The 25,866-nt window shown below is 70.4% G+C and carries 24 protein-coding genes; 11 read left to right on the top strand and 13 right to left on the bottom strand.

The annotated features are described in order from the left end of the window. The first annotated feature begins 39 nt into the window (after positions 1-39). From msrA to AB0M70_RS14020, 5 genes are all read left to right on the top strand, one after another. Entirely contained in the window at positions 40-744 is a 705-nt protein-coding gene (gene msrA, locus AB0M70_RS14040) for a peptide-methionine (S)-S-oxide reductase MsrA (protein WP_365819882.1), read from the top strand. Between the two features lie 82 nt (positions 745-826). Continuing rightward, positions 827-2,047 (top strand): HNH endonuclease signature motif containing protein, encoded by a 1,221-nt coding sequence (locus tag AB0M70_RS14035; RefSeq protein WP_365819880.1) that lies wholly within the window; start codon positions 827-829, stop codon positions 2,045-2,047. A gap of 264 nt (positions 2,048-2,311) precedes the next feature. Continuing rightward, complete coding sequence (locus tag AB0M70_RS14030) at positions 2,312-3,313, top strand: Shedu anti-phage system protein SduA domain-containing protein (RefSeq protein WP_365819878.1); 1,002 nt, start codon at positions 2,312-2,314, stop codon at positions 3,311-3,313. Positions 3,314-3,451: 138 nt separating this feature from the next. Next, positions 3,452-4,093 carry an ATP-dependent Clp protease proteolytic subunit gene (locus AB0M70_RS14025; RefSeq protein WP_365819876.1) on the top strand — a complete coding sequence of 214 codons (642 nt, stop codon included), beginning with the start codon at positions 3,452-3,454 and terminating at the stop codon, positions 4,091-4,093. Between the two features lie 5 nt (positions 4,094-4,098). Then, positions 4,099-4,707: an ATP-dependent Clp protease proteolytic subunit gene (locus AB0M70_RS14020; protein WP_365819874.1), complete on the top strand. Its 609-nt coding sequence runs from the start codon at positions 4,099-4,101 to the stop codon at positions 4,705-4,707. A gap of 6 nt (positions 4,708-4,713) precedes the next feature. On the opposite strand, the gene AB0M70_RS14015 is transcribed toward AB0M70_RS14020, so the two are convergent. Beyond that, a complete protein-coding gene (locus AB0M70_RS14015; RefSeq protein ID WP_365820665.1) occupies positions 4,714-5,064 on the bottom strand; it encodes a helix-turn-helix transcriptional regulator in 351 nt (116 codons plus the stop codon). 147 nt (positions 5,065-5,211) lie between these two features. Further along, complete coding sequence (locus AB0M70_RS14010; protein ID WP_365819872.1) at positions 5,212-6,150, bottom strand: aminoglycoside phosphotransferase family protein; 939 nt, start codon at positions 6,148-6,150, stop codon at positions 5,212-5,214. A 66-nt stretch (positions 6,151-6,216) separates the two neighbouring features. Between AB0M70_RS14010 and AB0M70_RS14005 the strand changes: the two genes are divergently transcribed. After that, a complete protein-coding gene (locus AB0M70_RS14005) occupies positions 6,217-7,020 on the top strand; it encodes an alpha/beta fold hydrolase (RefSeq protein ID WP_365819870.1) in 804 nt (267 codons plus the stop codon). Here AB0M70_RS14005 and AB0M70_RS14000 read toward each other — a convergent pair. Both AB0M70_RS14000 and AB0M70_RS13995 read right to left on the bottom strand, forming a co-directional pair. After that, entirely contained in the window at positions 7,017-7,403 is a 387-nt protein-coding gene (locus AB0M70_RS14000) for a VOC family protein (RefSeq protein ID WP_365819868.1), read from the bottom strand. The genes AB0M70_RS14005 and AB0M70_RS14000 overlap by 4 nt on opposite strands. Positions 7,404-7,560: 157 nt before the next feature. Then, a complete protein-coding gene (locus tag AB0M70_RS13995; protein WP_365819866.1) occupies positions 7,561-8,619 on the bottom strand; it encodes an NAD(P)-dependent alcohol dehydrogenase in 1,059 nt (352 codons plus the stop codon). A 118-nt stretch (positions 8,620-8,737) separates the two neighbouring features. Between AB0M70_RS13995 and AB0M70_RS13990 the strand changes: the two genes are divergently transcribed. After that, positions 8,738-9,655: a helix-turn-helix transcriptional regulator gene (locus AB0M70_RS13990; RefSeq protein ID WP_365819864.1), complete on the top strand. Its 918-nt coding sequence runs from the start codon at positions 8,738-8,740 to the stop codon at positions 9,653-9,655. Between the two features lie 33 nt (positions 9,656-9,688). On the opposite strand, the gene AB0M70_RS13985 is transcribed toward AB0M70_RS13990, so the two are convergent. The 4 genes from AB0M70_RS13985 to AB0M70_RS13970 form a co-directional block, all read right to left on the bottom strand. Then, entirely contained in the window at positions 9,689-10,459 is a 771-nt protein-coding gene (locus AB0M70_RS13985) for an antibiotic biosynthesis monooxygenase (protein WP_365819862.1), read from the bottom strand. Positions 10,460-10,631: 172 nt separating this feature from the next. After that, positions 10,632-13,973 carry a S8 family serine peptidase gene (locus AB0M70_RS13980; RefSeq protein ID WP_365819860.1) on the bottom strand — a complete coding sequence of 1,114 codons (3,342 nt, stop codon included), beginning with the start codon at positions 13,971-13,973 and terminating at the stop codon, positions 10,632-10,634. Between the two features lie 179 nt (positions 13,974-14,152). Next, positions 14,153-15,415: an Ig-like domain-containing protein gene (locus tag AB0M70_RS13975; protein WP_365819858.1), complete on the bottom strand. Its 1,263-nt coding sequence runs from the start codon at positions 15,413-15,415 to the stop codon at positions 14,153-14,155. A 251-nt stretch (positions 15,416-15,666) separates the two neighbouring features. Continuing rightward, on the bottom strand, positions 15,667-16,038 hold the full coding sequence (locus tag AB0M70_RS13970; RefSeq protein ID WP_365819857.1) for a hypothetical protein: 372 nt from the start codon (positions 16,036-16,038) through the stop codon (positions 15,667-15,669). A 110-nt stretch (positions 16,039-16,148) separates the two neighbouring features. On the opposite strand from AB0M70_RS13970, the gene AB0M70_RS13965 reads away from it, so the two are divergent. Together AB0M70_RS13965 and AB0M70_RS13960 are read left to right on the top strand one after the other, a co-directional pair. Beyond that, positions 16,149-16,472: a hypothetical protein gene (locus AB0M70_RS13965; RefSeq protein ID WP_365819855.1), complete on the top strand. Its 324-nt coding sequence runs from the start codon at positions 16,149-16,151 to the stop codon at positions 16,470-16,472. A gap of 98 nt (positions 16,473-16,570) precedes the next feature. After that, positions 16,571-17,353: a PepSY domain-containing protein gene (locus tag AB0M70_RS13960; RefSeq protein ID WP_365819853.1), complete on the top strand. Its 783-nt coding sequence runs from the start codon at positions 16,571-16,573 to the stop codon at positions 17,351-17,353. 75 nt (positions 17,354-17,428) lie between these two features. On the opposite strand, the gene hutH is transcribed toward AB0M70_RS13960, so the two are convergent. From hutH to AB0M70_RS13935, 5 genes are all read right to left on the bottom strand, one after another. Continuing rightward, the gene (gene hutH / locus AB0M70_RS13955; protein ID WP_365820664.1) at positions 17,429-18,967 is read right to left on the bottom strand and encodes a histidine ammonia-lyase; all 1,539 of its coding nucleotides are present in this window, start codon (positions 18,965-18,967) and stop codon (positions 17,429-17,431) included. A 330-nt stretch (positions 18,968-19,297) separates the two neighbouring features. Next, positions 19,298-20,467 (bottom strand): diguanylate cyclase, encoded by a 1,170-nt coding sequence (locus tag AB0M70_RS13950; protein ID WP_365819851.1) that lies wholly within the window; start codon positions 20,465-20,467, stop codon positions 19,298-19,300. 106 nt (positions 20,468-20,573) lie between these two features. Continuing rightward, positions 20,574-21,383, bottom strand: coding sequence for an enoyl-CoA hydratase-related protein (locus AB0M70_RS13945; protein WP_365819849.1), 810 nt, complete (start codon positions 21,381-21,383; stop codon positions 20,574-20,576). A 96-nt stretch (positions 21,384-21,479) separates the two neighbouring features. After that, complete coding sequence (locus AB0M70_RS13940) at positions 21,480-22,658, bottom strand: adenylate/guanylate cyclase domain-containing protein (protein WP_365819847.1); 1,179 nt, start codon at positions 22,656-22,658, stop codon at positions 21,480-21,482. Between the two features lie 227 nt (positions 22,659-22,885). After that, positions 22,886-23,782, bottom strand: coding sequence for a biotin--[acetyl-CoA-carboxylase] ligase (locus AB0M70_RS13935; RefSeq protein ID WP_365819845.1), 897 nt, complete (start codon positions 23,780-23,782; stop codon positions 22,886-22,888). Positions 23,783-23,919: 137 nt separating this feature from the next. Between AB0M70_RS13935 and AB0M70_RS13930 the strand changes: the two genes are divergently transcribed. Next, positions 23,920-25,578, top strand: coding sequence for an acyl-CoA carboxylase subunit beta (locus AB0M70_RS13930; RefSeq protein ID WP_365819843.1), 1,659 nt, complete (start codon positions 23,920-23,922; stop codon positions 25,576-25,578). Positions 25,579-25,622: 44 nt separating this feature from the next. Then, the gene (locus tag AB0M70_RS13925; protein WP_365819841.1) at positions 25,623-25,781 is read left to right on the top strand and encodes an acyl-CoA carboxylase epsilon subunit; all 159 of its coding nucleotides are present in this window, start codon (positions 25,623-25,625) and stop codon (positions 25,779-25,781) included. Positions 25,782-25,866: the final 85 nt, after the last annotated feature.

Raw genomic sequence — 25,866 nt, 5'->3', positions numbered from 1 at the left:
CCGTCACCGCCCACCAGAGCGTCCCAGGAGGACCGTCCCATGCTCTTCGGCCGTACGCCCGAGCTCCCCACCCCCGAGCAGGCCCTCAAGGGCCGCGCGACCCCCGAGTTCCAGGTCCCGTCCCGCCACACGGTCCTCGGCAACCCGCTCCTGGGCCCCTATCCCGAGGGCCTGGAGATCGCGGACTTCGGCCTTGGCTGCTTCTGGGGCGCCGAGCGCAAGTTCTGGCAGACGGAGGGCGTCTGGACGACGTACGTCGGCTATCAGGGCGGCTCCACGGAGAACCCTTCGTACGAGGAGGTCTGCTCGGGCCTGACCGGTCACGCGGAGGTGGTCCGCGTGGTCTTCGACCCGGCCGTCGTCTCGTACGCCGAACTCCTGAAGCTCTTCTGGGAGTCCCACAACCCCACACAGGGCTTCCGCCAGGGCAACGACGTGGGCACCCAGTACCGCTCGGCGGTCTACACCCACTCCGCCGACCAGGAGGCCGCGGCCGTGGCCTCCCTGGACGCCTACCAGCAGGTCCTCACGGCGGCGAACCTCGGCACGATCACGACAACGATCCTCCCGGCGGACTCCCGCCCGCTGTGGCCGGCCGAGGGCTACCACCAGCAGTACCTGGACAAGAACCCCGACGGCTACTGCGGAATCGGCGGCACGGGCCTCCAACTGGACAGCCCCTCGGAGACGAACTGGGGCCGGGCCTGCCCCACGGGAATCGCACCGGCACCTTCCGACGGCTGAGTGCGAAGCGGCCCCCTCGCTCGACTGCTCGCGGGGCCGCCGGTAAGAGGTGACGGTGCCCTCCCGGCCTATCGTGGGTGGCATGGCTTTGAGTGACATAGGCAATCGGGAAGTCCTGCTGGCCGTCGAAGAGTTCGACCGATGTGGGCGGAGCGCCTTCCTGCGCAGCTACGGCTTCAAGCCCTCCCGTGCCTATTTCCTCGTCGTCGACGGCCGGTACTACGACTCGAAGGCCATCGTCGGCGCCGCCCACGGCTACCTGGCGGGACAACTGCCCCTGACGGCTTCGGAGTTTTCCGGTGGCCGGGATCATGCCGCGAAGCTGCTCGGTGCTCTGGGGTTCCAGGTGGTGCCCCGGGGAGCGCCGGCCGATGCCACCCCTGACGGCCTCGTCGACCACATCGCCCGACTCCGCGTGGCCCGTGCGGAAACAGGCCCCCGCCTCTACCAGCCGATCACCCTTCTGTGGGCGATCGGACGAGCGTTCCGTGGCGAGTCACGCACGCTGCCCTGGAGCGAGACGAGCGCGGCCCTGAGTGACCTGCTGCAGAAGTACGGCGTCCGGGGCGAGCGTCCGCGCCCCGACTACCCTGTCCTGGCTCTCTACCACGCCGGACTCTGGACTCTCCACGGCCATGAGAACGCGGTTCCGCCAGCCCACGGCGACGCCGTGCCCCGCCGGTGGTTCGCCGAACAACGGCCGGAGGGGGGCCTGGACCCATCGGCGTACGACCTCATACGGTCCTCCGGGCAGACCCGCGTCACCGTGATCCAGACGATCACGGATCGGTTCTTCGGCGACCTCGACGAGGTTCCGCTCCTCACCGAAGTGGGCCTGTACGACGAGTCGGTGGCCGACGACCGGCGCGGCGGGTCTCGAGGCGCCTCCGTGCCGTCCCTCGCTGGGGACGCGATCACCTTGGCGGCGCAGTACGAGAGGTTGTGCGCGCTTGTGGACCGGCGCGAGCAGGCTCATGGCACCGGGCGGCGTCGCGAGAGCATCTCCCGCGACCCCATCCGTTCGGGATCGGCCAAGCGAGCGGTGCTCCTGCGGAGCAGAGGACGTTGCGAGAATCCCGCCTGTGGTGGACAGCCCGACGATGTGACGGACTCGGGCGATCCGATACTGGAAGTCGACCACATCGTGGAGATCGCAGGAGCCGGCCGCGATCATCCGGCCCAGATGATCGCCTTGTGCCCAAACTGTCACGCCGTCAAGACTCGTGGCAGCACGAGGGACACCCTGCGCCCGGTCTTTCTCGAAGTGGTGCGGGAACTTCACCAACGGGCACGCAAGCCCTAGAGGGGGCCGCTCCTGGTCTGCTCGCCGAAAATGTCAGTGCCAGGCACCAGAATCACGCCCATGGATGTCAGGTCTGACTTCGCGCTGCGGTTACAGCTGAAGCACGTCAATGAGTGCGCCTCGGATTGCGGCGTGAAGGAAGCGCTCGCGGCAACTCACCGGCACATGACCGGCGGTAGGAGCGGTTACCGAGGGGGCCGGACGCTCATATCCCTGCTGGAGACAGTGCGCACTCTGGCGGCAGCCGCGCAGGAGTGGCAGGTCGTGCGACTGGTACAGGACTCCCTGGATTACGCAGAGGGGCGCATCCTCCGGCCGGACTTCGAGGAGCGGTATCAGCTCTTTCAACGGTCGACCGCTCCGCTGAGCTCTCACCAGGACTTCGCGGCGCGGACGCTTTCCTCGACCTTGGAGTTCTTCACCCAGCTCGGGAACGCCTACCTCGCCGAGCAGCCCGATGCGACGACGGGCGAGCTGCTCAGCCATCTCGGGGCCGTCAGCCGGGACGCCCGCTATATGCAGCAGGCCCAGGAAAGGCCGGGGCGGTACCGGATCCTTCGCGGAAGCGCCGAAGTCGCCGCGTGGTTCGAGCAGGTCTTCCGGGAGCGAGTCGACGTGGTGGACCCCGAGGAGGCCGCCCGCCGCATCGTCATGTCCCCGGACTCTCTGGCGGTTCTGGCGGCCGACGCGGAGGGACAGTTGCTGCTCAGGGCGGCGGAGGTCCAGCGGCGTCGGCGTGATCTGAAAGCCCTCCGCAGAGTGACGGAGGACCCTCGAGCGAGCGAGAGCGACCTGCAACGTGCCCTGGAGAGGCAACACTGGATCTTCGGTGGCCAGTACGTGGGCCAAGCCGTGCAGCGCAGACTGGTTCCGGGGGACGAGGTCGACATCCCCTTGATCCGAGGGGACGGGACGCTGCACATCGTCGAGCTGAAGCGGTCCATGAGCCTTCAGGGCCCCCTCGTCAAGAGGTACCGAGGGTGCTGGGTGCCGACGGCGGAGGTGCACGACGCGGTGAGCCAAGCGGTGAACTACCTGGTCGGATTGGACGAGCATCGGTTGCGGATCCGCGATGAGCTGGGCATCGAGACCCGCCGGGCCTGCGCTCTTGTCCTCATCGGGCATCCGACGCTCCAGCCGGACGTCGCCGAGGAGGACATCAGCGAAGCCTTGCGCACGCTCAACACTCACATGAGCCGGGTCGAAGTGGTGACGTACAAGGAGTTGGTCGACAACGCTCATCGCGCGTTGACGGGCTGGGGCTGAGCGCCCAGAACTCGCGCGCCCTCTGCCGTCAGCGAATCTGCCGCGGGCCGAGAATTCTGACGTGGCGGGCAGGGGCGGTCGAAGGTGGTGGGACAGCGGCCGGCACGTGTGCCGCTTCCACCGTCTGGAGGACGATCGATGCCACCCATCGTCAAGGCCCCGTACGCCTCCGAGGGCGAGACGCCCTCGTCCCGGTTCGACGATCATCTGGCCGCGCAGTTGCTGACCCAGCGGATCATCCTCCTCGGGACGCAGGTCGACGAGGTCTCCGCGAATCGCGTGTGTGCGCAGATGCTGTTGCTGTCCGCCGAGGACCCGCGGACCGACATCAGTCTCTACATCAACAGCCCCGGCGGTTCCGTCACCGCCGGGCTCGCCATCTACGACACCATGCGGCTGATCCCGAACGACGTGTCGACCCTGGCCATGGGGTTCGCCGCCAGCATGGGGCAGTTCCTGCTGACCGTCGGCACTGCGGGCAAGCGCTACGCCCTGCCCAACGCGCGGATCATGATGCACCAGCCGTCCGCGGGCATCGGCGGGACCACCGCCGACATCGCGATCCAGGCCGAGAACCTGGAGTTCACGAAGAAGTCCGTCGAGCGGATCACCGCCGAGCACACCGGACAGACCGAGGACGTCATCTCGCGTGACGGCGACCGCGACCGGTGGTTCACCGCCGAGCAGGCCAAGGAGTACGGGATGGTCGACCAGGTGCTCGACTCGCTCGCCGACGTGCGGCCCGCGGCCTCCAAGCCGCGCATGGGACTGGGGGTCTGACCGACATGAGCCAGTACACGATCCCCACCGTCGTCGAGCGCACCCCCCAGGGAGAGCGCGCCTACGACGTCTTCAGCAGGCTCCTCTCGGAGCGGATCATCTTCCTCGGCACCGAGATCGACGACGGCGTGGCCAATGTCGTCATCGCCCAGCTGCTCCATCTGGAGTCGTCGAACCCCGAGCGTGAGATCGCCGTCTACATCAACTCGCCCGGTGGGTCCTTCACTTCGCTCATGGCCATCTACGACACCATGAGCTTCATCAGCGCCCCGATCTCGACGTTCTGCGTCGGGCAGGCCGCGTCCACCGCCGCCGTGCTGCTCGCGGGCGGCGACCCCGGACGGCGCTTCGTGCTCGAACACGCGCGCGTTCTGCTCGGGCAGCCCGCGAGCGGCGGGCAGCAGGGGACGGTCTCCGACCTCAGTCTCCAGGCCAAGGAGATGCTGCGGATCCGCTCGCAGGTGGAGGAGGTCCTGTCCCGGCACTCGGGGCACGACGTCGCCACGCTGCGCGCGGACATGGACCGCGACAAGGTGTTCACCGCCGAGGACGCGGTGGCGTACGGGCTGGCCGATGAGGTGCTCAGTCGGCGGGCGCTCGCCTCCGCGGCCTAGCGGTTCTTACGCCGCCAGGCGGATGTCTCCCAGGCTCGGGCGCGTCGACCGTGTGCGCTGCATGCGCTGCGTCCGCTGCGTGGAGCGCGTCAACTCGGTCTGGGCCAGGGAGAGGAGGTCCGCCAGGCTCAGGCCAAGGGCGCGGGCGCCGGCCGCGAGGACTTCGGACGAAGCCTCCTTGCGGCCGCGCTCCAGCTCGGAGAGGTACGGCATCGAGATGCGGGCCGCCTCGGCGACATCCTTGAGCGTCCGCTCCTGGGCGAGGCGCTCGCGGCGCAGCACGTCACCGACCACGTCCCGCCACAGGGGCTCTTTCGCCGTCGGTGGCACGGGAGTTGTGCGGGGGCGCAACGGAATGACGCGGGCCTGCCGCTCCGTCTTCGGGGCCTGCTCCGGGTCAGGGGAACGCTCTTGGCTGCTCACCCTTCCAGGGTAGAAGCCACCCGGCCTCCCGGGCAGTGATCAGCGTTCCGCCCCCGGCGAACGCCTCCCGCGAGCCACAGCTCACGTCAACGCTTCCGCCAGCGCCTCCGTCGCCTTGATCACCCACGCGGGGTCCCCGTGCCGCAGCCCCCAGTGCGCCGCCGTCACCGCCCGCGCCTGCGCCCACCGCCTGGCCCGTTCACGGTCCACCTCGGCCGCGTCGGCGAAGACGGCCAGGCGGCGCAGGGCGGCGGCGCGCGGGTCGGGTGCGGTGAGCAGCGGCTCGAAGCGGGAGCGCAGCAGGGTGATCGAGTCGTACGCGGGGTCGCCGACGTAACCCTTGGGGTCGATGGCCAGCCAAGGCTCGCGTTCCGACCTCAGTACGTTGGTGAAGTGCAGGTCGCCGTGGATCAGGGTGTCCGGCTGGTCCACGCCCAATTCGCGTACGGTCGCGATCGCCGCGGCCACGACACGCGCGGGCAAGGGTGAGCCCAACTCCCGGTCCTCGTCACGCAGTTCACACTCCCACTCGGCCACGAGCGAGCTCATCCGCGGCAGCCCCTCGGGCGCGGGCACGGCGAGGCGGCGCGCCAGGCGTCCGGCCACGGCCACCGCCTCGTCGGTGTCCTCGACGTCGGCGAGAGAACCCCCGCCTGTCTCGGCCTCCGCCCCCGCTCCCGCCCGCTCGAGCAGCATCGCGAACCGTGCGTCGTCCCGCTCGTACAGGCGGACCGCGCCGCGGCCCGACCACACGGCGAAGGCGTGCGGCTCGTACGCGTTGCCGGGGTGCGGGAAGGAGATCTTCAGGACGGCGGGCGACCCGTCGTACCGCCGTCGCACGGGGACGACGATGCCGACCTGCCCGTGTGTGGCTGCCCCGGCCGGCTCGCAGTCCCAGCGCCCGAGCAGCTCGGCGGCCAGCCCCGGCAGCGTCGCGAGCCACGCCTGGCCCCGCTCGCCCTCCCGCTGGACCGTGCCGAGCGCGAAGTCCTCTGGTACCTCGATGGATGTCGCGGTCATCCCGGCACCCTAGGGCCTGCCGCCCCGGCGAGGAGGCCGAGGGCGGCCCGAGGCTACCGTTCCCCCATGCCCCTCGCTGAAGCCGCCGACGGCACCGCCCTGCACTACGAAGTCCACGGCTCCGGCCGCCCCCTGGTCCTGCTCAGCGGGCAGTCCAACAGCCGCCGCTGGTGGGACCCGGTGCGGGACGACTTCGCCGCCGCGTACCGGACCGTCGTACTCGACTGGCGCGGCACCGGCGGGAGCGGCCGCCCCGACACCGACAGCTACAGCACGCCCGGCTTCGCCCGCGACGTCGTCGCCGTGCTCGACCACGCGGGCATCGACCGCGCCCATGTGTACGGCACGTCGATGGGCGGCCGGGTCGGTCAGTGGCTCGCCGCCGATCACCCCGAGCGGGTCGACCGGCTCGTCCTCGGCTGTACGTCGCCGGGGGCGCCGCACGGCGTCGAGCGCGGGCCCGAGGTGCGCGCGGCCCTCACCCAGGGCGATCCGGCCGCCGCGCATCGCGCCCTGAAGGAGCTGATGTACACCCCGGCCTGGCTCGCCGAGCGGGAGCGCGGACCCGAGAAGCCCGTGTTCCACACGCTCGGCGACCCGGACATGCCCCCGCACGCCCGCCGGCGCCATCTGCGGGCCAGCGCCCGGCACGACGCCTGGGACGCCTTGGTGCGGATCACGGCGCCGACGCTCGTCGTGCACGGCACCGACGACGTGTTCAATCCGGCCGCCAACGCGCCCCTGCTCGCGGAGCGCATCCGCGGGGCCCGCATGCGGCTCATCTCCGGTGCGCGGCACGCGTACTTCGAGGAGTTCGCGGACGTCGCGACACCGCTGGTGCTCGGCTTCCTCACGGAGAAGTGGGCTTAACTCCCGCTGCCGTACGGCCTCGTGAGGATTTCCAGGCTGTGTCCGTCCGGGTCGTCCCAATAGACGCCCCGGCCACCGTCGTTGGTGTTGATCTCGTTCACGACCGTGTGGTGCGGGTCGGCCCAGTGGGTGAGCCCCGCGTCCTTGATCCGCCCGAAGATGGCGTCGAACTCGTCCTCGGAGACCAGGAAGGCGTAGTGCTGGGAGGTGATCGGCCGGCCGTCGCCGTCCATGTAGTCCAGCGTCACGCCGTTCGGGATCTCCACGGGGAGGAACGGGCCGTACTGCGGGCTCACTTCGAGGCCGAGGATGTCGGCGAGAAACTGGGCGGACGCCTTCTTGTCCGTCGCCGTGACGATGGTGTGGTTGAGCGAGATGGACATCGTGCGACCTCTTCCCGTACCTGGTGTGGTGAGTGCCCCCGTAGACACCCACCACACTAGGTACGGGTCACACCCCTGACATCCGCCACCAGGCCCCCACCTGGTGCGCAATGGGTCCTAGGGCCGCGGGCCGAGGCGGGTTCAGGCCACGAACGGCTCAGATGGTGGCCGCGTCGATCACGAAGCGGTAGCGCACGTCGCTGGCGAGGACGCGCTCGTACGCCTCGTTGATCTGGCTCGCCTCGATCAGCTCGATCTCCGAGCCCAGGCCGTGCTCGGCGCAGAAGTCCAGCATCTCCTGGGTCTCCCGGATGCCGCCGATCATGGAGCCGGCGAGGGTCTTGCCGCCGCCGATGACCGAGAAGAGGTTGAGCGAGACGGGCTCCTCGGGGGCGCCGACGTTCACGAAGGCACCCTCGGGGCGCAGCAGGCCCAGGTATTTGTCCAGGGGCAGCGGCGCGGAGACCGTGGAGAGGATCAGGTCGAAGGAGCCCGCGAGCTCATCGAAGGTGGCCTCGTCGCTGGTCGCGTAGTAGTGGTCGGCGCCCAGGCGCAGGCCGTCGTCCTTCTTGCGCAGGGACTGCGAGAGGACGGTGACCTCGGCGCCCATGGCGTGCGCGATCTTGACGGCCATGTGGCCGAGGCCGCCGAGGCCGACGACGGCGATCTTCTTGCCGGGGCCCGCGTTCCAGCGGTGGAGCGGGGAGTACGTGGTGATGCCGGCGCACAGCAGGGGCGCGGCCACGTCGAGGGAGAGGCCGTCGGGGATGCGCAGGGTGAAGGCCTCGTCCACGACGACGTGGGTGGAGTAGCCGCCGTAGGTCGGCTCGCCGTCCTTGCCGAGGGCGTTGTACGTCTGGACGTTGCCCTTGTCGCAGTACTGCTCGAGGCCCGCCTTGCAGTTCTCGCACTCGCGGCAGGAGTCGACCATGCAGCCGACGCCGACGCGGTCGCCGACGGCGAACTTGGTGACGGCGGGGCCGACCTCGGTGACGACACCGGCGATCTCGTGGCCCGGGACCATCGGGAAGATGCCCTCACCCCAGCCGTCGCGGGCCTGGTGGATGTCCGAGTGGCAGATGCCGGCGTACTGGATGTCGATCAGCACGTCGGTCTCGCCCACCGGGCGGCGCGGGATGGTGGTCCGCTCCAGGGGGGCCTTGGCGGACGGGGCGGCGTAAGCGGAAACGGTGGTGGTGCTGGTCTGTGCGGTCATGCCATCCACCGTGCCAGCCGTAGAGGCATCTACCCAGGTCACGGCTCTGCCTACGTCCAGTGGTCCTACTACTGGCGGGGACAGGCTCACGCGCCCGCGAGCCCTGATACTGGGAAGCATGGACGATCAGGCCGCGCACTCCCCCGCCCCCGAGCCCCTCGACGGCCGGGCCGAGCTCAGTGAGTTCCTGCGCACCCGCAGGGCTCGGCTGCAGCCGGAGGACGTCGGCCTGCCCCACTTCGGGCGGCACCGGCGGGTGCCGGGGCTGCGCCGCGAGGAGCTGGCGCAGCTGGCGGGGGTGTCCGTGGCGTACTACACCCGTCTTGAGCAGGGCAACGGCCGCAACGTCTCGGGCGAGGTCCTGGACGCCATCGCGCGCGCCCTGCGCCTCACGGACGCCGAGCACGCCCATCTGACGCACCTGGCCAAGCCGACGCAGCACAAGAAGAAGCGTGCGGTCCGCCCGCAGCGCGTACGGCCGGCGTTGCTGCAGCTCATGGACGCGATGGACGGCATCCCCGCGTACGTGGCGGGCCGCCGTACGGACATCCTCGGCTGGAACCGCATGGCCGCGGCGCTCTTCGGCGACTGGGGCGCGCTGGCGCCGGAGGAGCGGAACTGGGCACGGATCTGTTTTCTGCGGCCCGAGTCGCGTGTGATGTTCCGGGACTGGGAGCAGAAGGCGTCGGACATCGTGAGCTATCTGCGGATGGACGCGGGCTGCTATCCGAACGATCCGCTGCTGTCGGCCCTGGTCGGTGAGCTCTCCGTGAAGAGCGAGGAGTTCCGGAGCCTGTGGGCGACGCATGACGTGCGGGAGAAGGGCCACGGGGTCAAGCGTCTGCACCACTCCCTGGTGGGCGATCTGACGTTGTCGTTCGAGACGCTGCGGCTGCCCGACGACCACGATCAGTCACTGATGACGTACCACGCGGAGCCGGACTCGGCGTCGGCGGAGGCGCTGCGTCTCCTTGCCAGCTGGGGCGCGGACGCGACGCGTACCGGCGCGGCGGGCGTCCCGGGCGCGGAGCAGTAGCCCACCTCCCCGGAACGCCTGCCGCACGGGCCCTCAGGGCTGGTACGGGGGTGCCGCGCCCCAGTTCCACAGCGGCACCGGCTGGTCGGTGGGACGGGTCGCGTCGGGGCCCGAGAAGTAGACCGCGAGGCGGGTGCCCCACTCGACGTAGGCGAGGAAGGCGGAGCGGAACTCCGCGTCCGTCGGCAGTCCCGCGTCGTCCGCCGCGTCCTGCATCAGATTGACCCAGCGGCGGCGCTGCGGCTCGGTGATGCCCTTGCCGAGGTGCTTGCCGACCATGTGGGTGTGCCCGCCGTGCTCCGCGGAGTACGTGTCCGGGCCGCCGAAGACCTCGCCGAGCCACTGGGCGACGTGCCGGGCGTGCTCGGCGGGCAGGCCCTCGAAGAGCGGGGCGAGGAGGTCGTCCTTGAGCACTTTCTCGTAGAAGACCTCGGTCAGCCGCGCGAGGTTCTCCTCGCCGCCCGCCCACGCGTAGAGGGTCGGCGTCGAGGCGCCCGTGCCGCGTACGGCGGTGGGCGTGTAGTGGCGCATCTCCTCGATGTTCTCGACGTACGGGCGGATCTCCGCGAAGAAGTCACGGAAGAGCTCCGAGCGGCGGAAGCCCTCCAGGTGGTCCTTGGTCGACGTCCAGGTGATGCGGAGGATGTAGTGCTCGAAGTCCTCCTCGCAGCGGGCCAGTTCGAAGTCGACGCACTGCGGTGCGGCGGCGAGCGGGGCCGCGGCACGGGTGTAGGCGGAGAGGAACTCCGCGGAACGCTCGGGCGGTATGCGGTAACGGATGTACTCGACGGTGTGGGCGGTCATGTGACGTCGGCTTCCTCTGCGGTGGGCGGAGCCGGGACGCGCGCTCCCGGTCCACACCCTGTTCGACAACTCCGGGGGTGTGCGGGGCAGTTCGCTCTGCGCGTAGGAGCAGAACCGCAGCGGTCCCCGCGCCCCTGAGGGGCGCGGGGACCGCGCTGGTTCAGCCGCTGAACTACTTGCCGTAGTAGGCGTTGTAGATCGACAGCGTCGACTTGTTCCCCTTCTTGTCCGTGATCTTGGCGTGGAAGGAGATCCCCTTGCCCGCGGCCGGGTTCTTGACCTTGATCTTGCCGCCGCTGACGGTGGCCTTCTTCCAGGTCTGGCCGTAGTCGTACGACACGTACGCGGCGAGGGACTTGAGGTTCGAGCCCGCGGCCGCGCCCTGCACCGTCACCGGCACGGACTGGGTCTCGCCGGCCTTGGCCTTGCTGCTCAGGTCGACCGCCGCGGCGAACCGCGCCGTGGAGAGCGGCAGCTTCGCGTTGTCGGCCTTCTTGGAGCGGAACGTCCAGCTCGCGTCGATGCGGGTGGAGGCCGCGGCGACCTTGACGCTGCGCTTCACGGACGTCGACAGCTTGTACTCGGCCTCGGCCGCAGGGACCTTGAACGTGGCGCCGCCGACCAGCGGGTCCTCGTTCTCGCCGATCTTGGTGGAGCCCTTGTAGAGGGTCGTCTTCACCGAGGAGTAGAGCGAGGAGCCGACGTGCGTCTTGCCGTCGGCGAACAGCGGCAGATTGCCGGCGATCTCGTTGTCCTGCCGGAAGACGCCGTAGTTGCCGCCGATCCGCGGGCCGAAGACGGCCGTGTTGAACGTCTTCTCGTAGGTCTTGCCCGCCGTGAACTGCTGCGCCGCGCCCAGCGTGTAGACCGCGTCGAGGATCGGCCAGCCGTCCGGGTCGACCCCGGACTGCTGCTCGAAGTCCATGTTCCACTTCACGTCGTCGGCGGTGGACAGGTACAGCGTCCGGGTGCCGGGCAGCTGGGTCGGGATGCCGATGGAGGAGCCGCCCGAGCTGCTGGGGAGCCAGCCCGTGGCGTTGAACGTGCCCTTCTTGCCCTTGGCCGACGCGCCCAGGTTCGCCTTCACCGTGGCCAGCTCGGACGCCTTGAAGTGCTTGGTGTAGCCCGTGGCGACCTGCTTGACCTTGCCACCGAGCACGGTGTTGTACTCGCTGTCGTCACCCTTGACCCAGTGGCCGTCCCACTGCTGGGACAGCGAGCCGTCGGTGACCTGCGGACCCAGGTGCGCGGTCCGGAAGTTGATGTATCCGTCGAGCCACCAGCCGAAGGAGTAGCCGGTGTGCGGCGTGTCGACCGAGAACTCGGGTGAGGCGAAGTACGGCTTGGCGTCCGCCGCCGGGACGGTGATGTCGACCGGCTTCGTCTTGCGGGCGTCCAGCGTGACCGTCGTGTCCTTGGTGACGCTCAGCTTCGGCTGGGCGATCCAGTCGGCGCCCTTGGTGAAGTCCCGCGGGTCGGCGTACATGCCGGTGTTCAGCACGTAGCCGCCCTTGGGGACACGGATCTTGACCGTGCCGGAGGCGTCGAACGGGTTGTAGGACTTCTGCGTGGCGAGCCCGGAGATGCCCTCCAGGTCGCTGTCGTAGTACTTCGGCGCCTGGCCGTCGCGCCCGATGTGCTTCAGCGTCAGCTCGTACGACTCGACCTCGCGCTCGACCGCGGCCGCCGTGCGCACGGACTGCCCGCCGCCGGTCGCCACGACGTACGCGGTGTACGCGCCGTCGACGGTGCCGCCCAGCTTGGTGTCGGTGGTCAGGTCGACCGCGGCGGTGCCGCCCGCGGGGACCTTCACCGTCTTCGCGCCGAGCTTGAAGAAGCCCGCGGGAGCCGGGGCGCCCTTGGGGTTCGTGCCCGTCACGGCGAGATCGAGGGTGACGTCCTCCTTACCGAGGTTCTTGTACGTCACCTTCTTCGTGACCGGCTTGTCGTCGGTGTGCGGCCACGCCTGGGTGGCGAAGGAGAGCGACACCGGCTCGGCGATCACCGACTGCTTGATGACCTTGTCGACGGCGATACGGCCCGAACCCTGCTGGAACGGCGTGTACTTGCCACCCTTGGTGGAAGCGGTGAGGGCGCCCTTGAGCTCGGCGTACTTCCAGTCCGGGTGCTGCTGCTTGAGCAGCGCGGCGGCGCCCGCCACATGCGGGGTCGCCATCGACGTACCGGAGATCGTCAGATAGCCCTCGGGCTTCTGGCCGACCTCCTGGTCGATGACGCTGCCGGGTGCCGCGGCCGCGGTGATGTCCACGCCGGGGGCGGTGACGTCGGGCTTGATGGCGCCGTCACCGACGCGCGGGCCCTGGCTGGAGAAGTCGGCGAGCTTGTCGTTGTCGTCGACCGCGCCGACGGTGAGGGCCGCGTCCGCGCTGCCCGGGGAGCCGACGCTGCCGGGCTCTCCGTCGTTGCCCGCCGCGATCGCGAAGAGGATGCCCTTGTCCGCGGAGAGCTTGTCGACCTCGGCCTCGAGCGGGTCGATGCCGGGGGTGTCGCCTCCGCCCAGGCTCAGGTTCACGATGTCGGCGCCCTGCTCGGCCGCCCACTCCATGCCCGCGATGATCCCGGAGTCGTCGCCGGAGCCGCCGTCGTCCAGGACCTTGCCGTTCAGGAGCTTGGCGCCGGGCGCCACGCCCTTGAGCTTGCCGCCCGACTTCGCGCCGGTGCCGGCCGCGATGGAGGCGACGTGGGTGCCGTGGCCGTAGCGGTCCTTGGCGTCCGCCGCCGGCGTGAAGTTCTTCTCGGCGACGACCTGGTCCTTCAGGTCGGCGTGCGTGGCGTCGACGCCGGTGTCCAGGACGGCGACCTTGACGCCCTTGCCGTCGAAGCCGGCCGCCCACGCCTTGTCGGCGCCGATCTGCGGCACGCTCTTGTCGAGGCTCGCCTTGCGGACGCCGTCCAGCCAGACGCGGCTGACGCCGGCCGCGGTGGCGCCGCCCTTGTCGGCGACGAGCGCCGACCACAGGTCGGTGGCGTCCTGCTTCGGGGTCGTGATGGCGTCGGCGTTCAGGGACTTCAGGGTCCTGCGGACCGTGGTGTCACCCGCGGCGCGCACATCGGCCCTGGCCCCGGCGGCCGATCCCTTGTAGCCGACGATCAGCTTGAGGCCCTTCTTCTGGGCCTTGCGGTTGTCCTTCTTGATCAGCTCGGTGACGTCGAAGAGCCGCTGGTCGAGCTTGCCGGTGGCTATCAGGCGCTGCGCGTCGGCCGGGATCACGAGGCTGTGACCGCCGACGCGCTTGGTCTGTACGGGTATTCCCTCCCGCCCCTTCGCCCGCTCGAAGGCGGTGACGCGCCCCTTGGCGTCGGCGGTGACGCGGTCACCGGTGATGAGGGTGATGCGGTGCGTGGTCCGTTCGGCGCTCGTGAGGCCTGCCGTCTTCGCGGCTGCCGCCAGTTCGTCCGGCGACTGCTTCGCCGCCGACGCCGGGCTGGTCATGCCCGCGGCAAGGGCCACGGCCGCCGCTGTGGCGATCGTGGCCCCATAGGCTCTCTTCACTTGTCTGCGCAAGTCTCCCCCTGGAGGTCAAGGGGCTCTCGCCCCTGGACGAGGAAGTATTGCCCAGGGTCGAACATCTGCTCAATAGTGCGTCAGAAGTGACGAGTTGGCAGCGGCCCGCACCCCTGGAGAGGGGTGCGGGCCGCTGCCGTACGCGTGGAGGAGGTACTACTCGGGTCTCAGACGGCCGAACCGGCCTTCCACTGCGCCCAGTCCATGACCCAGCCGTTGAAGCCGTTGTCGGGCTGGACCGTCTTGTCGCCGGTGTTCCGGACGTCCACGACGTCACCGATCATCGAGTTGTCGTAGAACCAGGCGCCCGGGGTGCTCTTGTCGCCCGCACCCTTGGCGTCCTCGAGGCCGACGCAACCGTGGCTGGTGTTGGCGCCGCCGAAGATGGACTTCGCGCCCCAGTAGTTGCCGTGGATGAACGTGCCCGAGTTCGACAGGCGCATGGCGTGCGGCACGTCCTTGATGTCGTACTCGCCCTTGCCGTCGTCGTCCGTGAAGCCGACCGTCGCGCCGTTCATCCGGGTCTCCTTGAACTTCTCGGAGATCACCATCTTGCCGTTGTACGTCTTGTTCTCCGGCGAGCCCGCGGAGATCGGGATGGTCTTGATGACCTTGCCGTCCCGCATGACCTTCATCTGCTTGGTCTTGGCGTCGACGACGGAGACCTGGTTACGGCCGATCTTGAACTGGACCGTCTTCTCCTGGACACCGGTGACGCCGTCCGCGCCCTCGACACCGTCCAGGGCCAGCTTCATGGTGACCGTGGAGTTGCCCTGCCAGTAGTCCTCGGGGCGGAAGTCCAGGCGGTTGTCGCCGAACCAGTGGCCGACGACCTCCTGGCCGCTGCTCGACGACACCTTGATGTTCGACTGAACATCCTTCTTGTTCGTGATCGCCTTGTCGAAGTTGATCGACACCGGCATGCCCACGCCGACCGTGGAGCCGTCCTCGGGCGTGAAGTTCCCGATGAAGCTGTTGTTCGGCGAGACCGTCGTGAACTTCGAGTTCTCGTGCGCCTTGCGGCCGTCGGAGTCCTTGGCGGTCGCGGAGATCTTGTACGTGGTCGCACGCTCCAGCTGGCCGCTGGGCTTCCAGCTCTTCTTGTTCGCCGCTATCTGCCCCTCGACCGCGGCGCCCGTCTCGGTCGTCATCTTGACGTCCGTGAGCGAGCCCTTGCTCACCGTGACCTTGGCCGCGCTGTTGATGCTCGCGTTGTCGGAGCCGTCCTTGGGCGCGATCTTGATGTCGGCCTCGGAGGTCTTCTTGGCGGCGGCCTCGTCGACCTGGTTCTGTGACTCCTTGCCGCTGCCGGCGCTGCTCTTGTCGCCGTCGTCGCCACTGCAGGCCGAGAGCACAAGGACGCCGCCGACCAGAGCGGACACGGCCGCAAGACCCTTGCGCCGTCCGCGCCGCCGCCTACTGTCCGTCATCACACGCTTCTCCATCGTTGCCGAAATCCCCAACACGCCAAGAACGCCGGGAGTCCCCGTAATCCCGCATAACGTCCTGCCCGGTTCGTCCCGTTCCACTTCTGCGGAAGATGTGGGGAACACCACGTCATGCGAGGCGCCGGTGACAGCCGTGCACCTCTGAGACGACGGAACCCCGGGCGGCGGTTGCCGTCCGGGGCTACGGGTTCCGTTTTTTCCGTCCGGTAGACGTACTACTTTCCGTCCACCGCCTACAACCCCCGGCCACCGCCCCCGGCCACAACTTCCCCGGCCGTGTCGTCGTCCTCGTCGTCATCATCCTCGTCCGGGTCCCAGTCCGGCGAATCGGGGTCGTAGTCGATCTGCTCGCTGCTCCAGGACGCCTGCGAGAGCTCCACCCCCGGCACCCCGCTGACCAGGTCGAAGGGGTCCACCAGATAGGCGAGCGCCTCCGCGTCGTCCTCCTTGACGGCCGTCTCGGCGTGCAGCCGCTCCTCGGCGGGCATGTGCTCGTCCTCCGCGATGCGGCGCAGCGCCGACGAGGCCAGCTCGCCGGAGTCGTCGACCTCGACCACCAATTCGACGCGGAGACGGACAAAACGTGATGACTCTGATGTGCTCATGGGTCGGAGCGTACGACCCATGACCCCCGCGACTTTCCCACGACCCGCGCCTTTCATTACCATCGCCCCACACGGCCAATTCGCCAGCGCCACAAGGGGGATCCGATTCCGTGTCCGCACGTCGATCGCTGCTCACCGCCACTGCCGCCGGGACCCTTCTCGGCGCCCTGTGGTTCGTTCCCTCCGCGAATGCGACGGCGACGTTCAGATCCGCGCAGGCCCCTGACTCCTCCCGGGTCGTCCACACCGAACAGCGCCGCGCGACGCTGAACTCGCAGAACACCGCCGCCACAGCCTCCGACGACCGCCTCGCCGACACCGGCGCGGGCGTCGACACGACCCCGTACCTGATCGGCGGGACGGCGTTCCTGGGCCTGGGGGCGGGCTTCGTGGCGTTCTCGGTCCGCCGGGAGCGCCAGGGCCCCGCCTACTGAGGGCGCGTTCCCCGGGAAGCGGGGCGCACGCCGGGCAGTTGGGTGACCTGGCCGCGCGGCAACATGGCCGCGTACGGGGCGAGGGCTAGGCATGCGGTATGAGATTCGAGCCCCGGCACAACACATCCAAGACCTCCCGCGCCCGCCGTCTTCGTCTCGTCGGCGCCCTGTGCGCCGTCGCGGCGTCGGCGGCGCTGGTGACGGGCTGCGGATCGGACAGCGACAAGGCGTCCGACGAGGCGACCTCCAAGGCGGCGAAGACCGTCCCCAAGGAGGCGCCGTCGGAGAGCCCCACGGGCAGCGCGTCCCTCACGCAGGACCAGCAGGAGCGCAAGGCGCTGCTCGCCGACACCAAGGTCACCTACGACAAGGCGGCCTCCGCCGCGGTGGACAAGGTCCCGGGCGGCAAGCTGACCGACCTCGACCTCGAGGGCGTCGACGACGACAAGGACGACGACGGCGACGACGATGACGCCGCGAGCGCGAGCCCCAGCGCCAGCGCGAGCCCCAGCCCGAGCGGCAGCTCCACGGGCCCGCAGTGGGTCGCCGAGGTCGCCGAGAAGGACGGCACCGTGCACGACGTCCGCATCGACGCGGTCTCGGGCAAGGTGATCAGCTCCGCGCCCGACAAGGACCAGGACGCCGACGACAAGAAGGAGACGGCCGACTGGCTGTCCCGCGTCAAGCAGACGCCGGAGCAGGCGGCCAAGGCGGCGACGGACAAGAAGAAGGGCACGGTCACGTCGATCGGCCTGGACGACAACGACGCCAAGGCGCTCGTCTGGTCCGTCGACGTCGTCACCGACGACTGGACCAAGACCGACTTCGAGATCGACGCGGTCAAGGGCGGCATCACCCGCGAGCACGTCGACCGCGACTGACCAGCGGCCGACGTACGAGGAGGGGTGCCGCCAGAACCTGGCGGCACCCCTCCTCGGCGTACGGAACTCTCGTCGCTAGGCCAGCGGGCCCGTCACCGGCTCGACCGCGGCGAGCAGCGCGCCGGAGCGCACGAACTCGTCCGCCGCCGCCAGGTCGGGGGCGAGGAAGCGGTCGGGGCCCGGCCCCTGGACGCCCGCCTTGCGGACCGCCTCGATGACCGCGCGGGTCGCCGGGGCCGGCGTGAGGCCCTCGCGGAGCTCGACCGCGCGCGTCGCGGCGTACAGCTCGATGGCGACGATGCGGGTCAGGTTGTCGACCGCGGTACGGAGCTTGCGGGCCGCCGACCAGCCCATCGACACGTGGTCCTCCTGCATCGCGGAGGACGGGATCGAGTCGGCCGACGACGGGACGGCGAGCCGCTTCATCTCACTCACCAGCGCCGCCTGCGTGTACTGGGCGATCATCAGGCCCGAGTCCACGCCCGCGTCGTCCGCGAGGAACGGCGGCAGGCCGTGCGAGCGGTTCTTGTCGAGCAGCCGGTCGGTGCGGCGCTCCGCGATCGAGCCGAGGTCAGCCGCGGCGATGGCGAGGAAGTCCAGCACGTACGCCACCGGGGCGCCGTGGAAGTTGCCGTTGGACTCGACGCGGCCGTCGGGCAGGACGACGGGGTTGTCGACGGCGGCGGCCAGCTCGCGCTCGGCGACCGTACGGGCGTGGGCGATGGTGTCCCGGCCCGCGCCCGCGACCTGCGGGGCGCAGCGCACCGAGTACGCGTCCTGGACGCGCGGCGCGTCGTCCTGGTGGTGGCCGGTCAGCCCCGAACCCTCGAGCACCGCGAGCATGTTGGCGGCGGAGACGCCCTGGCCCGGGTGCGGCCGGATGGCGTGCAGCTCGGGGGCGAGGACCTTGGCGGTGCCGAGGAGCGCCTCCAGAGTGAGGGCCGCGGTGACGTCGGCGGACTTGTAGAGGGCGTCGAGGTCGGCGAGGGCCATCACCAGCATGCCGAGCATGCCGTCGGTGCCGTTCAGGAGGGCCAGGCCCTCCTTCTCGCGCAGCTCTACGGGGGTGATGCCGTGCGCGGCGAGCAGTTCACCGGCCGGCTTCAGCTCACCGTCGGGTCCTTCCGCGTCGCCCTCGCCCATGAGCGTGAGCGCGCAGTGGCTGAGGGGGGCGAGGTCGCCGGAGCAGCCGAGCGAGCCGTACTCGTGCACGACGGGCGTGATGCCCGCGTTCAGCACGTCGGCCATGGTCTGCGCGACCTCGGGGCGTACGCCGGTCCTGCCGGAACAGACCGTTTTGAGCCGCAGGAACATCAGCGCGCGCACGACCTCGCGCTCGACGCGCGGGCCCATCCCCGCCGCGTGCGAGCGGACGATGTTGCGCTGCAGCTGGGCGCGGAGGTCCGGGCCGATGTGCCGGGTGGCGAGCGCGCCGAAGCCGGTCGACACGCCGTAGACGGGCTCGGGCTTGGCCGCGAGGGCGTCGACGATCTCACGCGAGGCAGCAAGAGCGGCCACGGCTTCACCCGACAGCTCGATACGAGCGTTCCCGCGCGCAACAGCAATAACGTCCACAGCGGACGTCCCGGACGTCCCCAGGACCACGGTATGCATATCCATATTCAGCAGCGTACGGATTGAATCGCCAAGTGTCACGGTCGAATACGGGGTGAGCCTGTTACGAGCCCGGAAACCGGGCCCCGCAAGGGGCACGAGGAACGGCGCGAGCAACTCCCACGGCGGGGCGGCGAACAAGGGGCGCAGTGGCCGGGCGCGACAAGCCCCGGGGTGACGCGGCGGGCTTAGGGGCGCGGGGAACGGCGCGACAAGCCCCCGCGGCGGGCCCGACGACGACGCACACCAGCCCCACCAAGGGGCGCGGGGAACTGCGCGAGCAACCCCCACCGCGCCGCGGACAACGAACACGCCCGGCCCCGCAACCCCTCACCCCCCGCCCCCCGGAGCCCCGCGACTTCGCCCACGAAACCGCCGCCTCTCCCCAGCGGGACGCGACCCCGCGGAATCCGCGAGCCGGACCACGGGATCGTCCGCCCCCTCGCGCCCCGCAACCACCGGCTTCGCCGCACGCGCGGCCTTCGCGCGGTACTGCGCCGCGTCCGCGAGACGGAACAGGCGCCGGGCCGAACGCACCTCGCCGATCGGATCCTCCGTGGAGGCGACCCCGCACGCGACCCCGTCCCCCTGCTCCAACTCGGCGGCCCGTACGCAGAGTTCATCCGCCACCCGCACCACCTCATCGGCCGAAGGCCCCACCGAGAGCAGACAGAACTCATCGCCACCGAGCCGCGCGGCCAACGTCCCCGGCAGCATCGCCCCGCACAGCGAAAGCACCGAGCCGAAACGTTCGAGCAGCCGGTCACCGACCGCGTGCCCCTGGGTGTCGTTGACCCATTTCAGCCCGTTCACGTCGCACACCACCAGACTCACCACGACCCCCTCGGCCCGGTGCCGCTCCACCGCCTCCTCGAGCCGCAGATCGACCGCACGCCGGTTGGCGAGGCCCGTCAGCGCGTCGGTGAAGGCGAGCCGGCGCGCCTCCTCGAGACGCTCGGTCTGCGCGATGCCCGCCGCGACGACCGAGGCGAGCACCGTCGCGAAGTCCGCGTCCGCGCGCCCGAAGGGCGCCGCCCCCACCGGCCGGGCCACATACAGCTCGCCCCACGCCCGCCCGTGCAGCACGATCGGCGCGACCACACAGCAGCCACGGCCACGCCTGCGCAGCGCGGCGACACGCTGGTGGCAGTACCCGGGGGCCGTCACCTCCGAGGGCCCCCGCGCCGTCTCGACCCAGGCGTGCGGCTCACCCCCGCCCGCCCAGCGCTCGTGCAGGAACTCGGTGATCTCCGGGAACTCGTTCACCGGATACGCCTCACGCTCCGGGAACTCTTCCTCCCCCTCGGCCCGTTCGCCCACGTTCACGAGCACCCTCAGCCGCCCGAGGTCACGCTCCCAGACGGACAGCGCCGCGAAACTCCCCGCCAGCGCACGGCACGCGCCACGCGCTGCCGCCCGCCAGGACTCACGCGGAGTGTGCGCGGCGGCCATCCCCTGCGCCAGCACGACCACGGCCCGCAGCCGGACATCCTCTCCCATCTCCCTAGGCTAGGAGATATGCGGCAATTTGGGCGTTTGGAACATTACGCAGCGTGTGGGCCCCTCCCCGGACCCACCGCCCGCTTCACCCCCCCACACTCCCGCTTCACTCCCCGGGCCACTGCGGCTTCCGCTTCTCGTTGAACGCGGCGACGCCCTCCGCCCGGTCGCCGGAGAAGGCCACCGAGCGCCAGGCCGCGTCCTCGACCTCGAGGCCGGCCCGCAGGTCGAGCCCGTGCCCGAGCCGCAGGGCACGCTTGGCAGCCCGCAGCCCGACGGGCGAGTTGGCGGCGATCCGGGCGGCGAGCGCGAGGGCCTCCGTACGGTCCTCACCCTCAGCCACCAGCTGGTCGACGAGCCCCAACTCCCGCGCCTCGGCCGCCTCCAGACGCCGCGCGGTGAAGATCAGCTCGGCGGCCCGCGCGGCACCCACGCGGCGCGGAAGGAGCTGCGTGCCGCCGCCGCCCGGGATCACGCCGACCGACACCTCGGGGAGCCCGACCACGGCGGTCGGATCGGCGACGATGATGTCGCAGGCGAGCGCCAGCTCGAACCCGCCGCCGAGCGCGAAGCCGTGCAGGGCCGCGACGGTCGGCACGGGCAGTTCGAGTACACCGGTGTAGGCGGCCCGCGCCGTGGGCCGCTGGCGCACCAACTCGGCGTCGGAGAAGGAATTGCGCTCCTTCAGGTCGGCGCCGACACAGAACGCCCGCTCATGGGTGGACGTGAGGACCACGACGCGGACGTCACGGTCCTCGGCGAGGGCGGCGCAGGCCGAGCCGATGGAGCGGGCCATGTCCGTGGACACCGCGTTCATGGCCTCGGGCCGGTCGAGGACGAGCTCGGCGACGTGGCCGTGCCGCCTGACCCCGACGAAGTCCCCGTACCGCTGCTCGCCGCCCTGCTCGCCACCCATGACTGCCTCCACGTCCGGTTAACGCCCGTTACCAGGGCGCCCTGCGGATCATGCCACCGCCACGGGGCAATCGGGTGGCCGAGCGGGAAAAAACCGTCAGCTCCGGCGGGCAAGCAGCCAGGGCTCGACGACACCGAGGCCTCGTACGGGCCGCTGCCACATCGGCTGCAGGGCGAAGCGGTACGAGGGGGGCTCCGTGCCCTCCTTCTCCGCCTGCTCGGCCGCCTGGGCCGCCTCGGTCTCGGAGGCGGGCGCGTCTCCCGTACGCGTCAGCTCCTCGGCGAGCGCGCCGTCCACCAGGACCGCGTCCCGGGGCGCTATCGACGTGAGGCGGCTCGCGAGGTTCACCGTCGTGCCGAAGACGTCGCCCATCCGCGTCGTGACCGTGCCGAACGCGATGCCGACGCGCAGCTCGGGCATCGTCTCGTCGTTGGCCATGGTCTCGATGAGGCGCAGCGCGATCTCCGCGGCGACGCCCGCGTTCTCGGCGGCGTACAAAACCTCGTCGCCCAGCGTCTTGATGAGCCGTCCGCCGTGCGCGGCGACGAGATCCGCCGCCGTGGTCTCGAAGGCCTCGACGAGCTCGCCGAGTTCCTCCTCCTCCATGCGCCGGGTGAGGCGCGTGAAGCCGACGAGGTCGGCGAAGCCGACGGCGAGGCGCCGGTCGACCATCTCCTCGTCGTCCGCGGCCTGTACGACCCGGCCGGTGGCGGCGGCGAGCTGGCGCCGCCACACGTAGACGAGGAACTCCTCCAGCTCGGGCAGGAGCAGCTCTATCAGCGGATACGTGACCTCGGTGCGCGTCATGCCGGGCTCGGGCGGCTCCGTCAGGCCCTCCAGGAAGGAGTCGATCTGCCATTCGGCCAGGCGGGCGGTGGTCTGCCCGGTCGACCGGGCCACCTGCACGGCCATCGCCTCGCTGAGCAGGCCCGCCTCGACGAGGCCCGCGAGGCGGCGCAGCGCGAGTACGTCCGCCTCGGTCAGGGCCTTGGCCTGGCCGATGTCGGGAAAGCCCATGGCCCGCCAGAAGCGGGATGCCAGCTCCATCGAGACGCCGGCGCTGCGGGCCGCCTGGAACGGGGTGTAGCGGCGGTCCGCGCCGAGGATCAGCCCTTCGAGGCGCAGGGCCAGGGGGTCCTTCTCCGGATCCCCCGGCTTCTCGTCCCCGGAGTCCATCGAGTCGAACGCGTCTGGGGCGGCCCCTGCGGTACGTCCGGGCTCACCGTCGGGGCCGGGGGATGCACCCGTGCCGGAGCCCGTGTCGTCGACGGTCACGCCTGCTGCCCTTCCGATCTGCCGCGGTCAGGTATCGACCGGCGCCAACTTTACGGCAGGTGTGCCGCAGCTCACGCCTTTCTCTGGCGGGGGCGCCTTGGACAGCGCTTTCCCCTGCGGGGTGGGTGGGAACACCCTTTTCCCACCCACCCGCCCGTTTGCCCCGCATCCTCACCTGGACGAACAAGCTTTTCCCACCCACCCGCCCGATTGCCCCACAGTTCCCTCTACACCCCCCTCAAATGCACGACATCCCCCGCCCCCACCGGCTCCTGTACCCCCTCCCCGGTGGCCAGGATCAGGCGGCCGTCGCTGTCCACTGCTACCGCCTCGCCCGTGATCGACCGGTCGCCCGGGAGTTCTGCTCTGACCTTGCGGCCCAGCGTCGCGCAGCCCGCGGCGTAGGTTTCCTGGAGGCGGGAGGCTGCCGGGTCGCCCTCTGCCGTGCGCCAGTCGCCGTACCACTGCTCGAGGGAACGCAGCACCGCCCGCAGCACCGTGTCCCGGTCGGTGCTCGCCGCCCCTGCGAGCGCGAGGGACCCGGCGGTGGGCACCGGCAGTTCGTCCGCGCGCAGCGTCACGTTGATGCCGATGCCGACCACGACGCCCCCGCCGTCCGCGGAACCCGCCCGCTCGGCGAGGATGCCGCCGGCCTTGCGTTCCTCTCCGGCCACCGTCACGAGGAGGTCGTTCGGCCACTTGAGGGCCGTGTCCACTCCGGCGGCCCGCGAGAGCCCCGTGGCGACGGCGACCCCGGTCAGCAGCGGCAGCCACCCCCAGCGCGCGACCGGGACCTCGGGCCCCGGCTTCAGGAGCACCGAGAAGAAGAGGCCCGAGCGGGCCGGCGCCGACCAGCGGCGGTCGAGGCGGCCGCGCCCCGAGCTCTGCTCCTCGGCGACAAGCACCGCCCCCTCGGGCAGCTCGTCCGCGCGGGCGGCCAGGTCCGTGTTGGTCGACCCGGTCGCGGGCACCACATCCAGGGAGGTCCAAAGACCCCCGTCCCGCAGCAGCGCACGCCGCAGCGACGCGGCGTTCAGGGGCGGTCGGTCGAGGTCGGACCACCGGCCGTCACCCGTGCCGGAAGGAGTGTCCGAAGGGTCGTCTGAAGCATCTCGCGGCGTCATGCAAGCCACCTTAGGTGTGGTAAACGCCGCACTGCCGATCCGTAGGCACGCCGATACCCTACGAGTCAGTAGCAAGCGATCACCAGCAGCCGCAAGCCGCCAGTCGCCCCTTTGAGCAGGCAGGGAGCCGCATCCCTATGTCCGAGCCGGAAGAGCCCAACGTGCCCGTGCAGAGCGCCGCAAGCGATACCTCCGCCCCCACCGCCACCCCGGAGGCAGGTATCGACATCCATACGACTGCGGGCAAGCTCGCTGATCTGCAGCGCCGCATCGAGGAGGCCAAGCACGCCGGTTCGGCCCGCGCGGTCGAGAAGCAGCACGCCAAGGGCAAGTTGACGGCGCGCGAGCGCATCGAACTGCTCCTCGACGAGAGCTCCTTCGTCGAGTTCGACGAGTTCGCCCAGCACCGCTCGACCGACTTCGGGCTCGAGGCCAACCGCCCGTACGGCGACGGCGTCGTGACCGGTTACGGCACTGTCGACGGCCGCCCGGTGGCCGTCTTCTCGCAGGACTTCACCGTCTTCGGCGGTGCCCTCGGCGAGGTCTTCGGCCAGAAGATCGTCAAGGTCATGGACTTCGCCCTGAAGACCGGCTGCCCGGTCATCGGCATCAACGACTCCGGCGGCGCCCGCATCCAGGAGGGCGTCATGGCCCTCGGGATGTACGGGGAGATCTTCCGCAGGAACACCCACGCCTCCGGTGTGATCCCGCAGATCAGCCTGGTCGTCGGGCCCTGCGCGGGCGGTGCCGTCTACTCCCCGGCCATCACCGACTTCACGGTCATGGTCGACCAGACCTCGCACATGTTCATCACGGGCCCCGACGTCATCAAGACGGTCACCGGCGAGGACGTCGGCTTCGAGGAGCTCGGCGGTGCCCGCACCCACAACAGCACCTCCGGTGTCGCGCACCACATGGCGGGCGACGAGAAGGACGCGATCGAGTACGTCAAGTCCCTTCTCTCCTACCTGCCTTCGAACAACCTCAGCGAGCCGCCCGCCTTCCCCGAGGAGGCGGACCTGGCGCTGACGGACGAGGACCGCGAGCTCGACACCCTCATCCCGGACAGCGCCAACCAGCCGTACGACATGCACACGGTGATCGAACACGTCCTGGACGACGCCGAGTTCTTCGAGACGCAGCCGCTGTTCGCGCCGAACATCGTCACCGGCTTCGGCCGGATCGAGGGCCGCCCGGTCGGCATCGTCGCCAACCAGCCGACGCAGTTCGCCGGCTGTCTGAACATCGACGCGTCCGAGAAGGGCGCCCGCTTCGTCCGCACCTGCGACGCCTTCAACGTCCCCGTCATCACCTTCGTCGACGTGCCGGGCTTCCTGCCGGGCGTCGAGCAGGAGCACACGGGCATCATCCGCCGCGGCGCCAAGCTGATCTACGCGTACGCGGAGGCGACGGTCCCGCTGATCACCGTCATCACCCGCAAGGCGTTCGGCGGCGCGTACGACGTCATGGGCTCCAAGCACCTGGGCGCCGACCTCAACCTGGCCTGGCCGACCGCGCAGATCGCGGTGATGGGCGCGCAGGGCGCGGTCAACATCCTGCACCGCAAGACCATCGCGGCGGCCGACGCCGCCGGCGACGTGGAGGCCACCCGCGCCCGCCTGATCCAGGAGTACGAGGACCGTCTCCTCAACCCGTACACGGCCGCCGAGCGCGGTTACATCGACGCCGTGATCATGCCGTCGGAGACCCGCTCCCATCTGGTGCGCGGCCTGCGTCAGCTGCGGACGAAGCGGGAATCCCTTCCCCCGAAGAAGCACGGCAACATCCCCCTGTAGACCGTGCGGACCGTGCCTCAGCGAGGAGAGCGAGGAGACCCTTCATGATCAAGGTCGTACGGGGCAATCCCACCCCGGAGGAGCTGGCCGCCGCGCTCGCGGTGGTCCAGGCGCGCGCCGCGGCGGTCGCGAACCAGCCGTCCGGCGCGCCCGCGGTGCTCGACGCGTGGGCCGACCCCGCGCGGGTGGCCCAAGCGCGCTGACTTCGACGGTGTGGGCCTCCGGCGTGACAGGCGGCTCCAACTGCCGTCCGGAGAGGCGGTGTTCCGAGGAGAGTTCGCGTCCGTC

The organism is Streptomyces sp. NPDC051214 (assembly GCF_040682375.1).
Lineage (GTDB): Bacteria > Actinomycetota > Actinomycetes > Streptomycetales > Streptomycetaceae > Streptomyces.
The sequence above is the reverse complement of the archived record's forward strand: the minus strand, read 5'-3'. Positions and strand labels throughout refer to the sequence as shown.